The sequence below is a fragment of the Alphaproteobacteria bacterium SS10 genome (assembly GCA_019192455.1).
Lineage (GTDB): Bacteria > Pseudomonadota > Alphaproteobacteria > TMED2 > TMED2 > TMED2.
In genome coordinates, this window is sequence record JAHCML010000003.1 from 716,389 (window position 1) to 731,303 (window position 14,915).

Here is a 14,915-nt window from a genome sequence, read left to right on the forward strand (position 1 = left end):
CACCTTTATCCACAAACATGTCCCCAACGAATGACGCGCTGATGGGTGGCTATCAGCCGGGCACCAGCTATTGCGAGATGACCGCGCAGAACCGCGCCGGCGATGCCGGCATGGCGGCGCTAATGGCTCGCCTGCAGAACCTCTCAATTGAAGAGCTTCAGACCCGCGCTGGCCGTGTGGATCGGGAGTTCTACAATCTGGGCATTACCTTCACGGTTTACTCCGAAGCGGACGCCATTGACCGGGTGCTGCCCTTCGATGTGGTGCCACGGGTTCTGACGGCGAAGGAATGGGATGTGCTGGAGGCTGGCGTGGTCCAGCGGGTCGCCGCTATCAATGCCTTCCTCACCGATATTTATAGTGATCGCAAGATCTTAGCTGATGGTGTGGTGCCGTCGGACCTGGTCCTGCAAAACAAGAATTACCGCCCCGCGGCGGAAGGCGTGAAGGTACCCCACAACGCCTATGTGAACATCTGCGGTATTGATTTGATCCGCGATGCTGACGGTATCTTCCGCGTGCTTGAGGACAATGCCCGCACGCCGTCCGGTGTCTCATACGTTATTGAGAACCGGCACATGATGTTGCGGGTCTTCGCCGACCTGTTTGGCGATACCGGTGTACGTGCGGTTGATGACTACGGCATGCAGCTGCACCGGGCGATGACTGAGATGGTGCCAGCCGAGACTGTCGACCCCTCCGTCGTACTTCTATCCCCAGGCATCTATAACTCCGCGTTTTTCGAGCATGTGTTCCTGGCCCGCGAAATGGGTGTCGCCCTGGTTGAAGGGCGCGATCTGTTCGTTGCGGAAGATGATTGTGTCTACATGAACACCATCGGCGGTGCCGAGCGCGTACACGCTATCTATCGACGGGTTGATGATGACTTCCTCGACCCAGAGGTCTTCCGGGAAGACAGCCTACTGGGCGTGCCCGGCTTGGTTCGCGCCTGGCGGGCGGGCAAGGTTGCCATTGCCAATGCAATCGGGACCGGCGTCGCGGATGATAAGGCGATCTACGCCTATATGCCCCGGATCATTAAGTACTACCTGGACCAAGACGCGATCCTGCCGAATGTAGAAACCCACCTTTGTCGTGAGGTTGAGGGGCTGCAATACACCCTCGATAATCTCGCGGATTTGGTTGTTAAGCCGGTGGGCGAGAGCGGCGGCTACGGCATGTTGATCGGGCCTAAATCAACCGCCGAAGAGGTTGAGGAATTCCGCGCTAAGCTGCAGGCGGACCCCGCCAATTACATCAGCCAGCCAACCATTGACCTATCGGTGTCACCAACCGTGACCCAGGATGGCCTGCGTCCGCGCCATGTGGATCTGCGGCCCTTCGCGATTACGGGGGAGAGCACCTGGGTGCTGCCTGGCGGCCTAACCCGCGTTGCGTTGAAAGAGGGCTCACTGGTGGTGAATTCCAGCCAGGGCGGCGGGTCAAAAGACACGTGGGTGCTGAACCAATGAACCAGCATCAGGCGTACATAACCGAGGCGAACGCCTCACCGATTGAGGCCGGAAACCGCAACCGCTTCCTGCTTGCCCGCTATGCTGAGGCCCTGCTGTGGCTCGGCCGGTATGTTGAGCGGGCCGAGAGCACGGCACGCCTGCTGTCGGTTACCCATACCTTCAGCCAGCACAATTCCAGCAATACCAGCTGGCAATCGGTGGTCAGCCTGAACGCGGATGATGAGCGGTTTAAGGCTACCCACCCGGTCCTAACCCAGGAGGCGGTGAAGCACTTCTACCTGCTGGATAGTGAGAACCCATCCTCCATCCTCTCCACGGTGCGTAACGCGCGGGAGAATGCACGGACCCTGCGCCCGGTCTTGTCTAGTGAGGTTTGGACTCAGCTGAACGTCTTCTACAACCGGATGGCGGTGCTGCGCCCCCTCGATATCGCTGACAACAATGTCGTCAGCATCTGCAACTTTGTTCGGGAGAGCTGCCAAAGCCATACCGGCATCGCCGATGGCACCTTCCCGCGCGATCAGGGCTGGTCGTTCTATCGGCTCGGCAAGTTTTTGGAGCGGGCGGATCAGATTACCCGCCTCGTGGACATCAAGTATCACATCCTGCTGCCCCGGGTTGAGGATGTGGGCACCGCTGTCGATGTCTCACAATGGCAGGCATTGCTGCGCGCGGCCGCTGGATACCACGCCTTCCGTCGGGCCCATCCACGTGGCATTGATCCGCTGACCGTCGCTGGTTTCTTGTTGGTTAACAACAGCTTCCCGCGCTCGCTTAGCTTCTGCACGACGCGGCTTGATAACCTGTTGAACGATCTTCGCATGCAGTACGGCCTGCGTGGTGGTGGTAAGGCGCTTGAGGTCATTGATGAGATGCGCGCTGCCATTGCGTCCCGCGGGATCGATGTGATCGTCGCCGATGGCCTGCATGAGTATCTGGACTGGGTGCAGTCCCGGCTGATCGACATCACCGATAGCCTCTATGACGATTTCTTCCGTCCAACCCCGCAGCAGGCCTGATCAAGCCATGCTCGCCTTGCGCCATGCCTGTATCGGCCTGATTGGGCTGTTGCTGCTGTTCTCACCCATGGCAGCCTGGGCGCTGGATTATGAGTTGCGGGTAACCGGCCTCGACCAGCTCGCCGCTGATGATCTCCACGCACTTCAAGATGGTGCGGCACAAGATCCAGGGGCGCTCGCCGACAGCATCTCACAGCTAATCCTTGATGCTGTTCTGCTCGAACAATTGCGCGGTGAGGGGGCGCCCAGCCTCTTCGCCCTAAACCGGCGCGCTGAGAATGATGTCGACCGCGTGCAGGCGGTAATGCGTTCCCAGGGCTTCTACAGCGCCCGTGTCGCCATTGAGGTGTTGAGCGGCGAGCCCACCGATGGCGAAGAAGCGCCCTTGCCGGTAGCGGAGATTGAGGTAACGCCCGGGCCACAATACAGCATCGCCGCCGTTCTGATTGAGAACCCAGACGGGACCCTGCTCAACTTGGTTGAGGCCGATAGCCTGCCGTTAAAACCTGGCCAGCCCGCGTTATCGGCATCGGTCTTGGCGGCGGAGCCTCTCGGTGTGCAGCAGTTGCGGGCGCAGGGCCATGCGCTCGCCACCAGCACCAAACGCCGGGTAACGGTAAATCGTGAAACCCAGGCGCTAACGGTGCGTTATCGCTATCGCCCTGGCCCGCTGGTTCGCTTTGGTGAGGTCACCGTCAAAGGTTTGGAAGAGGTTGGGGAAGCCGCGGTTCGTAAGCGAATCACCGTTGAAACGGGCGCTCTGTTCAACCCGACGGTGCTCGGCAAAACTCGTTCTGGCGTGAGCGGTCTTGGCACCTTCGATAGTGTGACTGCGCGCCTGGTTGGAATGGACGCCGTTGATCCAGAGGCCGATGAAGTGACCCTGCCGGTTGAGGTAGTGGTTGAGGAGCGGGCCTTCCGCACCATTGGTGGTGCGGTCACCCTATCGACCGATGAGGGTTTTGGCGCCGAGGCGCGATGGTCGCATCGCAATATCCTGGGTGAGGCCGAGCGGTTGGAGGTTATCACCAATGTTGGTCGCATTGGGGCGCCGGATGCCCGGGGCATCGATTACGGCATCGCCACCGATCTGCGGAAACCAGATTTTCTGATGGTTGATCAGGATCTAATCGTGGGGGCCACGGCCGAAGTTGAGGCGCCGGATGCGTTTGAGCGCCAAGCCATCGAACTACGGGCTTCGATTGAGCGGCCGCTGTTTGAGGTCGCTGATTTCAGCACCGGCGTGACCCTGGCGTTTGAGGATGTGAAGGATAATGATGATGAGGATGGTGAGCAGTTCGTCACGCTCGCTTTTCCCAACACGCTTAGCTTCGACCGGACCGATGACCTTTTGGACCCAACCGAGGGTTATGCCGTCGATTTCACGCTTGAGCCGGTGCTGACCGTCAATGATGTGGGGTCGTCCTACTTCATCATGGGGACGACAGGCCGAACCTTCTGGAGCCCATTTGAGAGCAATCGCCTGATCCTTGCCGGTCGTGCCGGGCTGGGCGCCATAGCTGGCGCTGATGTGGATGATATCCCCGCCAACCGCCGCTTTTTCTCAGGTGGTGATGGATCGGTTCGGGGCTATGCATTTCAGGCGGTTGGTCCCCGGGATGATGACAATGACCCAAGCGGCGGCCGCTCGGTCTTTGAGATTGGAACCGAGGCACGCATCCGCATTACCGACACAATCGGTGTGGTACCGTTCATTGATGCTGGGATCGTAACGGAGGAGAGCTTCGTTGATTTCAGTGAGGATATGCGGGTTGGTACGGGCCTTGGCCTTCGTTACTTCACCGGTTTTGGGCCCTTGCGGGTTGATGTCGGTGTCCCGGTTAATCCAGATGATGACGATGACGCCTTCCAGGTCTATTTCAGTCTGGGTCAGGCATTCTAGGGCAGGCAGTTGATAGGCCGATCCATTCGCCGTGACCGCGAATGACCGGCCTTATGTGACCAAACCAATGACAGACACGACCTCTCAATCCGCCAAACCAAAGCGGCGCTGGCTACGCGCGCTGATCGCCTTGCTGATGCTCGCGATTGCCTTGCCGGTGCTGATACTGGCCTGGCTGGCGACCGATCATGGCCGGGACACAGCAATTGGTTGGGGCGTGACCACAGCCGCAGAAGCGGGCCTGACGATCGAGCTGGCGGGTGTTGAAGGCGGCCTGTTCGACCGGCTGGAGATCGGGTCGGTAACCGTTGAAAACGGTGTTGAGCCGTTGTTTCAAGGGCAAGCCCTCATCCTTGATTGGCGCCCGTCAGCTCTGCTGCTCGGTAGCCTCTCCGTTCAGGAGTTAGCAGCAGCTAGTCTGTCCTTGGCCCTGCCTGACAGGGACGGCGCACCCAAAGAGCCCAAAAGCTTAGCTGAACAGCTAGGGGCTCTGGATAAGCTAGCCGGTGGCGACTTGCTGCCGATCGATATCCGGCTGGAGCGGTTGGGCCTGAAGCAGGTTGATCTCCTGGCCGCGGGTGAACGGGTGGTTGCCATATCGGCATCTGGTAGCGCCTCAATCGCAGGTGACCTATCCCAGCCATCGACCATCCGCCTTGAGGCGGTGGAGGTAGATGGCCCGGCGACGGCTTCAATCGATGTCGCCCTTGATCCATCGGCAGCAGAGTTTCATGCCGCCATACAGGCAAGTTTCCCCAATGGTCGGTTGCTCGGGGCCTTCTTAGGTTCACCGCAGCCGCTCGACCTGTCTCTGGAAGGTACGGGCGATCTGAATAGCTGGGCCGGACAGCTTCGCGCCGACGCGCCCGGACTGGTGACAGTATCCAGCCCAATTGCCGTGACGCGTCAGGATGGGCAGGTCGGTTTGCGGCTTGAGCCTAAGGTGAGCGGCCTCGCCGTGGCCGATGATCGTGTGGCTGCCCTCTTGGGCCCAGAACCCTCAGCGGTTCTATCCATGGCTTTTGCCGATGATGCCCTGATCCTTGATGAGCTTTCGGCCTCGACCTCTGCATTCAAGCTTGAGGGGCGTGGGCAGCTCAACACCGATGCATTGGAGGCGAGTGAGCTATCCGTGACCCTGACCGGTCAGCCGAGCGGTAACGGTTATGGCTTTGCCCCTGGAGTTTCCTGGGCCTCTCTCGGCGCTGAACTTTTGCTGCAGGAAAAGGCCCTAAACATCGCTTTGAACGCCGTTCAACTTCGGGCTGATGAGGTAGGGCAGGGTAACGCCTCATTCGCCATCACCGCCGATTTGGAGCAGGCGGATTTGACCGCGGGTATTGTGCCTGCTGACTGGGTCCTGTCACTGGCTGAGATCGACCTAATCAATGACGCCGTTGAGGTGCCCGACCAGGTGATCGTGGAAGGTGATCTTCAGCTGGGCCCCAGCATCGATACGGTCCGCCTGTCTATCGATCCCATCGATCTATTTGGTGGTGCCTTGGTTGCCTCAGCAGCGGTGGAGAATGGTGTTCCAACCCAAGCTAACATCCAGGCTGACGGCGTTGATCTTGCGGATGTCGGCGCGGTGGTTCCTGGCGGCTTACCACTTACTGGGCAGATCGGTTTATCGGTTGCCTTGGGGCTAACCGACACCGCCCCTGGATTGCTCGCCGATATCTCGGTGTCAGATGCCGTTTATGAGAGCGAACAGCTGGCCGCGCTATTGGGTTCCCATCCGATTTTGACAGTTGATTGGCCAGATGCGGTACAGGTTAAAAATTTAAATAATATCAGCAAGTTGCGCGCCCATTTTGAGGCGGAAAAACTAGCCGCAACGATCTTGCCAAGGGCGTTGGGTGGCGATGGGCAACGGGTGGATGTCAGCCTGACAATTGACGACCTCGCCATCCTCTCCGAAAGCCTAAATGGCGCCCTGACCATGGCCGGGGAGATCGGCCATCAAAATGGCGATCTAAGCATTGAGATGGGCCAGCCTGTTGGGGAGGCGATCACCGCAGCCGGGCGTAGGATCACCGATCAAGTGCTCTCGATTTCTGCGAATCTCGACTCGCAAGCTATTGAAAACGCCTCGTTCTCAGCCATGGTTTCCGAGGTGCCGGTTGTGCTGGCCGCTGAGGATATCACCCTTGCTAATGGTGCTTTGACACTCCCTGATGTTTCTCTCTCTGTTGAGAGTCTCGTCGCGCAAGCTTCTGGTTTGATTGAGTTTTCTGGTCCGCTTGCTGTTGATGTGAATGTCCGGGGCGATACGCTGAAACCGCTCGGGCGTTTGGCCGGGGTTGAGGGGTTAGATGGGCGCCTCGACCTGGTGGCGTCGGTTGGCGGTAACGCGCAGGCGCCATCGGTTCAGATTGAGTTGCGGGATAACGATGTCTTGCTCAACGGGCAGGGCCTGGAACGCTTGCGTGGCCAGGTCTCAGCCAGCGCGGATGGGGGCGGGAATTCCCTGCAGCTGAATATCGAAGCTGGCGGTGTCGGCATCGGTCCGCGCTTTGATCAACTAGCCCTCGCCATGGTGGCTAATCAACGTCAGGCGGGCGCGGATAGTTTGATCGAGATTACCTCGCTCGATGCCCAGCTTGGTGACCTGCCATTGGGGCTGGCGGCTGCAACCTCGATCACCCTTGCCGGGGCCAATATCACGCTGGCACCGACAACCATTTCCGTCGCTCAGGTGCCGATCAATCTGGATGGTCAGTACGGCCCCGAGGCGGTTAGGGCTTCGCTGACAATGCCCGATACCGACATCGAGTTGTTGGCAGAGCATCTAGGCCTGCCGGATGTGCTTGGCACAATCGGGTTTGAGACTGCTCTGGAGGTCACCAGAAGCAACGCCTCGGCCAGCAGCTCGCTTCGTTTGGACGGGGTTTCGCTAACTGGGGAGGTTGGTGATGTGCTGGCGCCCTACAGCTTTAGTGCCGATATGGGCTGGGACGGATCTGATATCACCATCGCGGCGAGTGGCCAGGATACCAATGGCGCCCTGCCGTTAATGGTATCGGCGAACCTGCCCGCCCAGCTTAAGCGCAGCGCCCAGGCGGTAATGGCGGGGATTGAGCTGCCGGACCCGTTACCACTTGATGCATCGGTGACGGGGCAGTTCGCGCTCAATCTGCTGAACCAGATTGCCGAGGCTGATGGGCATCGCCTGGATGGTCAGCTGGGCATTGATCTGACCGTTGGTGGCGATTTGGCTTCCCCTGTTTTCGGTGGCGGTATCCAGTTGGATCAGGCCTCCTATCTGAACCTGATCCACGGTGTTCGCTTGGATCAGATCAACGGCTCAATCAGCGGATCAGAGCGCGGGCTGATTATCGACAACCTGACGGCACAGGCCGGCGGTGGTGGTGATTTGGCGGGTGAGGGGCGCCTCGGCTTTGATGAGGAGAGCGCGCTTGAGTTCAGCCTGGACTTTAACCAGGCCAAGCTGCTCGAGAGTGATTTGGCTGACGCCACCCTGGATGGTGAGCTCAACCTCAATGGCACGCTGACCGACCATAGGTTGGCGGGCACCCTCAACATCACCGAGGCAGAGATACGTATCCCGAAGCGCCTGCCAAGCAGCGTTGCAACCATTGAGGTTGAGGAAGAGGTCACCGAGCAAACGCCGGTACCGGAGGAAGAGGTAAGCCCAATCAATACCGAGCTTGATCTGGCTATCCGCGCGCCGGGCCGGGTCTATATCCGTGGGCTTGGCCTGGACTTAGAGGTTGGCGGTGGCGTCGATATTGGCGGCACGGCTGCCGAACCGGTGGTTGAGGGGCGGTTTGACCTCTTGCAAGGGCGGCTCGATGTGGCCGGTCAGAACTGGAGCTTTGATGAGGGCGGGTTAAGCCTCAACGCCGATGGTTCACCGCCGGAGTTGGATGTGGTTGCATCCCGCCCAGCCGGGGAGATTACGGCCAAGATCACCGTCTCTGGCTCGGTGGCCCAACCATCGATTGAGCTAACATCAGAGCCGGTGCTGCCCCAGGGGGAGATTGCGTCACGCATCTTGTTTGGCACCGACAGTGCCAATCTGAGTGCGGTTCAGGCGGTACAGGCGACCGAGCTGATCGCCAGCTTGCGCGGCAATAGCGGGCAAGGGGTGCTGGGCACCACACGCGACCTTCTCGGCATTGATGAGCTAAGCGTGGATCAGACCGAGAATGGCGCCAGCGTTCGGGCCGGTCGCTATATCAGCGACGGGGTCTTCGTCGGCGTTAATCAGGGCGTAGGCGATGCCACCAGTGAGGTGGAGGTTGAGGTCGATATCACCGACACAATCAAGTTCGAGGGTAAGACCGGCAACCGCAATAACAACAGCGTTGGCGTCAGCATTGAGTGGGATTATTAACTTACAAAGAAGCGATTAAACGCTTTGATAAAACTAGATTTTATAGATTCGGCTGGCGCTGGCTCTAGGTCGGCGAAAAACCCGTCTTGCGGCTTGCCAAAGAACTTCTCAGCTTCTTCGGCGCTGAATCCGGCCAGCTCCGTCGCTTCAAGATAGGCGGCGATTTGGTCGGCGCGCTTGATCGCCTTTGTCACCCGTTCCGGCAGGAGGGCGGGCAGGCCAAAGCGCAGATGGATCGCCTGTAAAAGTCGCTCTTCAAACTGTTTGTAGTCGATGCCAACGGCCCGCTTAAACGGGCTGATCAAATCGCCCACCACGTATTCCGGCGCATCGTGCAGCAGGGCGGCCAGGCGGTCCGCATCGCTCGCTTTGGGGTGGATATGCGGCAGGATATCAACGACCAGCAGGCTGTGTTGCGCCACCGTGAAGGCGTGGTCGCCTGAGGTTTGCCCATTCCAGCGGGCAACCCGCGCCAGACCATGGGCAATATCCTCAATCTCAATATCAACCGGTGAGGGGTCGATTAGGTCCAGGCGACGGCCGCTTAGCATCCGCTGCCAGGCCCGTTTGTTATCGACCCCACCGGCCATGGTTAGGCAGCCTCGCCAAACACCCGGGCGAAGATCGTATCCACATGCTTGGTGTGATAGCCGAGATCAAACAGTGCGGTGAGGGCGTCCATTTCCAGTGCCGCCAGCACCTCATCATCGCCTTTGAGGGCATTGAGGAAGGCACCGGTGCGGTCGCCCTCAATCGCCCAAACGGCCATCGCATTGCGCTGGACCAGGCGGTAGGCATCTTCCCGGCTTACACCAGCCTGGGTTAGGGCCAGCAAAACGCGTTGTGAGAAGACCAGACCGCCAAGGCTGTCCATGGTTTTGCGCATCTGCTCTGGGTAGACGAGCAGCTTCTCAATCACCATGGCCATCCGGTGGAGGGCAAAATCCAGGGTCACGGTCGCATCGGGGCCGATCATCCGCTCAACCGATGAGTGGGAGATATCCCGCTCATGCCAGAGGGCGACATTCTCCAGGGCGGGGACAACCATCCCGCGCACCAGACGTGCGAGGCCGGTCAGGTTCTCGGTCAGGATTGGGTTCCGCTTATGCGGCATCGCGGAGGAACCCTTTTGGCCTTTGGCAAAATACTCCTCAGCTTCACGCACTTCCGTGCGCTGCAGGTGGCGAATTTCGGTGGCCAGGTTCTCAACCGAGCCGGCAATGCCACCCAGTACGGAGAAGAAATAGGCATGGCGATCGCGCGGGATCACCTGGGTTGAGACGGGCTCAATGGTAAGGCCCATTTTCTCAGCCACATGGGCCTCAACTGCTGGGTCGATATTGGCGAAGGTGCCAACCGCACCTGAGATCGCGCAGGTGGCAATCTCCTCACGGGCGCGGAGTAGGCGGGTACGCTGCCGGTCGAAGGCGGCGTAATGCCCGGCGAGCTTCAGCCCAAAGGTATTTGGCTCGGCATGAATGCCGTGGCTACGGCCGATGCAGATCGTGTCTTTGTGCTCATACGCCCGGTCTTTAAGGGCAGCGAGCAGGCGGTCCATGCCCACGAGCAGTAGGTCGCTCGCCTGCTTCAGCTGCACCGATAGGGTGGTGTCGAGCACGTCGGAGGAGGTCATGCCCTGGTGAACAAAGCGTGCCTGCGGGCCGACATACTCAGCGAGGTTGGTCAGAAAGGCGATGACGTCATGCTTGGTCTCCGCCTCAATCTCATCAATGCGTGAGACTTCGAACTTCCCATGCTCCCAAACCGCCTGGGCGGCGTCTTTTGGAATAACGCCAAGCTCAGCCTGGGCATCGCAGGCATGGGCCTCAATCTCGAGCCAGATTTGAAACTTGTTCTCAGGTTCCCAGATGGCGGCCATCTCAGGGCGGGTATAGCGAGGGATCATTGTGACGTTGTGCCTAGTTACGGGTCTTAGAAGTGCCGTCGCGCCGAAAAACTATTCGGGTTCAATGGCTTCGAGGTCGATTTGAAAGCGGTCGATCACCACCTTGCCGCGGTGCTCGAAGTTGATGGTGATGCGGTTATCGATGACGCTTTGGATCTGGCCATTGCCCCAATCAGGCTGGCCGGGGTGCTTAACCCAGCCACCGGGCACCAAAAATCCAACCTCATCATCACCGGCCATCATGGTCCAACTTCATATCGTTTCGCGCCAGGTTACGGCTCTGACGCGGTTGCTTTCTCAGTCGGCGGCGGTTTTAGCGTGATTATCGATGAATGTCTTGGGCTCATTAAGACTGCGTCAACGCAATCCGGTCATGGTCAATTTGGGCGTCGGGATGGTACCGTTCCGTCCCCGCAAAGTTTGAACAACAACAATAACATTCAACTGTATTCCTGATCGGCTCGCGGTTCGTCCAGCTGAGCGACCAGGTCGGAGGTAGATGGCTTATGTCGCAGCCCTTAGCGGAACAGGCGACCGAACCATTGGCAGAGATCAGTCCCCAGCTGTTGAGCGAGGTGCTGACGACAAAGCTTTGCCATGATCTGGTGAGCCCGGTGGGCGCCGTGAATAACGGCATCGAACTTATCCAAGAGATGGGTGATGACGTGCGCGATGAGGCGATGGAGCTGATCGCGGGCTCCGCCTTGGCCGCAGCGCGACGCCTGACCTATTACCGCCTCGCCTTCGGGATGACCTCTCAGCGGTCAAAGGTATCGGTCGCCGATGCACGGCAGGTTGCAACGTCGCTGTTTGAGAACAGCCGGATCGAATTGGATTGGCCACGATATCTGATCATTCCTTTCGAGGGTGGCGCCCTGCCTAAGGCGGTGTTGAATGTCCTGCTCTTAGCTGAGGAGGCCCTACAGCGCGGCAAAATTGAGCTCGCCAGCCAAGAGGGGCGTGGGCGCCTAACTTTTAGATTGATGGGCAGTGAGCCGGGTTTGTCTGATGAGAGCCGTGCTGCTTTTGACGGGAATGTTGCGGCGGCTGACCTTACGCCACGCACCATCCAGGTCTGTTTGACCGGCTTGGTCCTGCGTGAGCACGGGTTCTTTTTAACCTTTGATCCGGTCGGCACGGACCGGCTCGATCTTCATATGGGGCGCCGTTGAGGTGGGTTGATATCGCTTCAACGGCCGCTGGTATTGGGCAGAAGTAGGAAAAAGGGGCTGTTGCGGGCATGCATCCGCTGGGTCGGGCCCTCGGGTAAGTTCACAAAAACGGAGCGCATCGCCGGGTTATTTAGCGTTTAATAGGAAAATTACGGTGCTCTTGATGGTGCGCGGGTGGCCCCCGTGATCAACACCAACAAAGGGCGCTGGCGGCAACGACTATCCAGCCCGTCTAATTTGTTGAATGCGGGATGGATATAGATGACGGCCGATACGGGGCGGTAAAGTGATGGATGATCTACTTAGCGAATTTCTGACCGAAACCAATGAGAGCATGGACACGCTCGACGTGGAGTTGGTGAATCTTGAAAAGAATCCCAACGACCCCGAGTTGCTCTCAAACATTTTCCGGTTGGTTCACACCATTAAGGGCACCTGCGGCTTCCTTGGTCTGCCACGGCTAGAGGCGGTTGCCCACTCTGCTGAGAACGTGCTCGGCAAGTTCCGTAGTGGTGAAATGTCGGTCACGCCGGTGGCAGTGTCCCTGATCCTAGAAAGCCTGGATCAGATTAAGGTCATCCTTCAAACCTTGGCTGAGACGGAAGCTGAGCCTGCCGGCGATGATGCCGACCTGATCGCCCGCCTTGATGCCATGGCTGATGGTGAGCCGGTGCCAGAGGCTGGCAGTGCTGCGCCACCGGCCGCGCCAGAAGCGCCGGCTGAGCCAGAGATTCCAGCTGATCTGCCAGATGAGCTGACCGAAGACGAAATCCATCAACTCTTCCCAGATTTGAGTGCTGAGGGCGCGGACACGCCGCTTGGTGCCCGTGGTCTGGTGGAAGAGGTGGCCCAACGCCTAGCCGAAGATGCTGCACCGGCGGCAGAGCCGGCGCCCGAGCCGCAAGCCGAAGCGCCAGCCGAGCCGCCAGCGGCCGCACCACCTGCAGCTGAAGCGGCACCTGCCCCGGCCGGCGGTGGCGGTGGTCGCGACAACGCCATCGTGAACCAGTCAATCCGCGTGAATGTGGAAGTGCTGGAAAACCTAATGACCATGGTCAGTGAACTTGTCCTGACCCGGAACCAGCTGCTGCAGATCCTGCGCCAGCAGAAGGATAGTGAGTTTAACTCCCCACTCCAGCGCCTAAACCATGTGGTGTCTGAGCTGCAGGAAGGGGTGATGAAGACCCGGATGCAGCCGATTGGCTCTGCCTGGGCCAAGCTGCCCCGGATCGTTCGCGATCTTAGCCATGAACTAGGCAAGAAGATCGAACTGGTCATGAACGGCGCGGAGACTGAGCTTGACCGCCAAGTGCTTGAGCTAATCCGCGATCCGTTAACCCATATGGTTCGCAACAGTGCCGATCATGGCATTGAGACGCCGAGCGATCGCGCCGCGACCGGTAAGGTTGAGACCGGCACGATTAACCTGAACGCCTATCATGAAGGCGGGCATATCATCATTGAGATCTCTGATGATGGCCGTGGCCTTGCGCTCGATAAGATTAAGTCGAAGGCGGTTGCCAACCGTCTGGTCTCGGAAACTGAGCTGGAGGCGATGACCTCCCAGCAGATCCAGCAACTGATCTTCCGCCCTGGCTTCTCCACCGCTGAGAAGGTGACCTCAGTCTCCGGCCGTGGTGTGGGCATGGATGTTGTGCGCAACAATATTGAGCGCATTGGCGGCACGATTGAGATGCGGTCGGAAGCGGGGCAGGGCTCCGTCTTCACGATTAAGATCCCACTGACCCTGGCGATTGTCTCCGCACTGATTGTTGAGTGTGCCAAAGAGCGCTTCGCCATTCCGCAGATTAGTGTGCTTGAGCTGGTTCGTACCTCAACGAAGAGCGACCACAAGATTGAGAAGATTAAGGGCACGCCGGTCTTACGACTGCGCAACCGTTTGCTGCCGCTGGTCTCACTCAACGAGCTTTTGGAGCTGGATAGCAGCGCCATTCCATTGGAAGAGCGGGACGACCCACTCCGCGATATGGAGACGGATCGCTATATCGTGGTTACCCAGGTCGGCAATTACGTGTTCGGCATCATCGTCGACCAAGTGTTCGACACCGAAGAGATCGTGGTGAAGCCGGTGGCGCCGATCCTGCGCCACATTGAGATCTTCTCGGGCAACACCATTCTCGGCGACGGTAATGTGATCATGATCCTCGATCCAAACGGCATTGCCAGCACCACGGGTGAGATTTCCGTTTCTCGCAGCGACATGCAGGCAGCCGAGGCTCAGCAATCGCGTCAGGCCAATGATGTTGTCTCGCTGCTTATGTTTAAGGCGGGCAATGAAACGCCAAAGGCCGTCCCACTGGCGCTCGTCGCGCGGCTTGAGGATGTGGAGACAACCCGCATTGAGTACTCAAGCGACGCACCGGTCATTCAGTACCGTGGCCAGCTGATGCCGCTTATCCCATATGCCAAGGATCATGATTTCTCAGGTAAAGAGCGGCATCCGGTGCTGGTCTTCACCGATGGTGATAAGTCCATGGGCCTCGTCGTTGATGAGATCGTCGACATTGTTGAAGACGATATCCGCGTCCAACTGGCCCCAGATCAGGATGGCATGGTGGGTAGTGCCATTATCGCCGGTCAGGCAACCGAGGTTATCGATGTTGGCTACTTCCTGAGCCAGGCCTTCGCGGATTGGTTCTCAGCGCAACCACGAGTGATGACAGAGGTTGAGTCTGAGAAGCGCATCCTGCTGGTCGATGACAGCCCATTCTTCCGCAATCTGATGCGTCCATTGCTGGTGGCGGCTGGATATTCTGTCACCACGGTTGATAGCGCCGGTGAGGCCCTGCATGTCTGTAACAGCGGTGAGGCCTTCGATGCGATTGTCAGCGATATCGAGATGCCGGGTATGAGCGGCTTTGAGCTTGCCCATAAGCTGAAGCAAGATAGCCGCTGGAGTGATACACCGCTGGTTGCCTTATCTGCCCACGCAAGTGAGCGGGATCTAGACCGCGGCCGCCAGGCTGGCTTCACCGACTATGTGGCGAAGTTCGACCGCGAAGGGCTGCTACAGACCCTGGCCGAGACCTTCGCAGAGAATAAAGGGGCCGCGTAAGATA

The 14,915-nt window shown here is 58.8% G+C and carries 9 protein-coding genes; 6 read left to right on the plus strand and 3 right to left on the minus strand.

The window, feature by feature from the left end:
* Nucleotides 1-17: 17 nt before the first annotated feature.
* From KI792_03725 to KI792_03740, 4 genes are all read left to right on the plus strand, one after another.
* Nucleotides 18-1,472, plus strand: coding sequence for a circularly permuted type 2 ATP-grasp protein (locus KI792_03725; GenBank protein MBV6632126.1), 1,455 nt, complete (start codon nucleotides 18-20; stop codon nucleotides 1,470-1,472).
* The gene (locus KI792_03730; protein ID MBV6632127.1) at nucleotides 1,469-2,494 is read left to right on the plus strand and encodes an alpha-E domain-containing protein; all 1,026 of its coding nucleotides are present in this window, start codon (nucleotides 1,469-1,471) and stop codon (nucleotides 2,492-2,494) included. Before KI792_03725 ends, KI792_03730 begins: the two co-directional genes overlap by 4 nt.
* A complete protein-coding gene (locus KI792_03735; GenBank protein ID MBV6632128.1) occupies nucleotides 2,457-4,397 on the plus strand; it encodes an outer membrane protein assembly factor in 1,941 nt (646 codons plus the stop codon). The genes KI792_03730 and KI792_03735 overlap by 38 nt, the downstream gene beginning before the upstream one ends.
* Nucleotides 4,398-4,464: 67 nt before the next feature.
* The gene (locus KI792_03740) at nucleotides 4,465-8,757 is read left to right on the plus strand and encodes a translocation/assembly module TamB domain-containing protein (protein ID MBV6632129.1); all 4,293 of its coding nucleotides are present in this window, start codon (nucleotides 4,465-4,467) and stop codon (nucleotides 8,755-8,757) included.
* On the opposite strand, the gene KI792_03745 is transcribed toward KI792_03740, so the two are convergent.
* Genes KI792_03745 through KI792_03755 form a run of 3 tightly spaced genes read right to left on the minus strand, consistent with a single transcriptional unit; the run spans nucleotide 8,754 to nucleotide 10,903 of the window.
* Nucleotides 8,754-9,308 carry an HD family hydrolase gene (locus KI792_03745; protein ID MBV6632130.1) on the minus strand — a complete coding sequence of 185 codons (555 nt, stop codon included), beginning with the start codon at nucleotides 9,306-9,308 and terminating at the stop codon, nucleotides 8,754-8,756. The two genes, KI792_03740 and KI792_03745, sit on opposite strands and share 4 nt — an antisense overlap.
* Nucleotides 9,309-9,349: 41 nt before the next feature.
* Nucleotides 9,350-10,663 carry an adenylosuccinate lyase gene (locus KI792_03750; protein MBV6632131.1) on the minus strand — a complete coding sequence of 438 codons (1,314 nt, stop codon included), beginning with the start codon at nucleotides 10,661-10,663 and terminating at the stop codon, nucleotides 9,350-9,352.
* Between the two features lie 51 nt (nucleotides 10,664-10,714).
* On the minus strand, nucleotides 10,715-10,903 hold the full coding sequence (locus tag KI792_03755) for a DUF3553 domain-containing protein (GenBank protein ID MBV6632132.1): 189 nt from the start codon (nucleotides 10,901-10,903) through the stop codon (nucleotides 10,715-10,717).
* Between the two features lie 266 nt (nucleotides 10,904-11,169).
* On the opposite strand from KI792_03755, the gene KI792_03760 reads away from it, so the two are divergent.
* Together KI792_03760 and KI792_03765 are read left to right on the plus strand one after the other, a co-directional pair.
* Nucleotides 11,170-11,835, plus strand: coding sequence for a hypothetical protein (locus KI792_03760; protein MBV6632133.1), 666 nt, complete (start codon nucleotides 11,170-11,172; stop codon nucleotides 11,833-11,835).
* Nucleotides 11,836-12,124: 289 nt separating this feature from the next.
* On the plus strand, nucleotides 12,125-14,911 hold the full coding sequence (locus tag KI792_03765; GenBank protein ID MBV6632134.1) for a chemotaxis protein CheW: 2,787 nt from the start codon (nucleotides 12,125-12,127) through the stop codon (nucleotides 14,909-14,911).
* The last annotated feature ends 4 nt before the right edge of the window (nucleotides 14,912-14,915 follow it).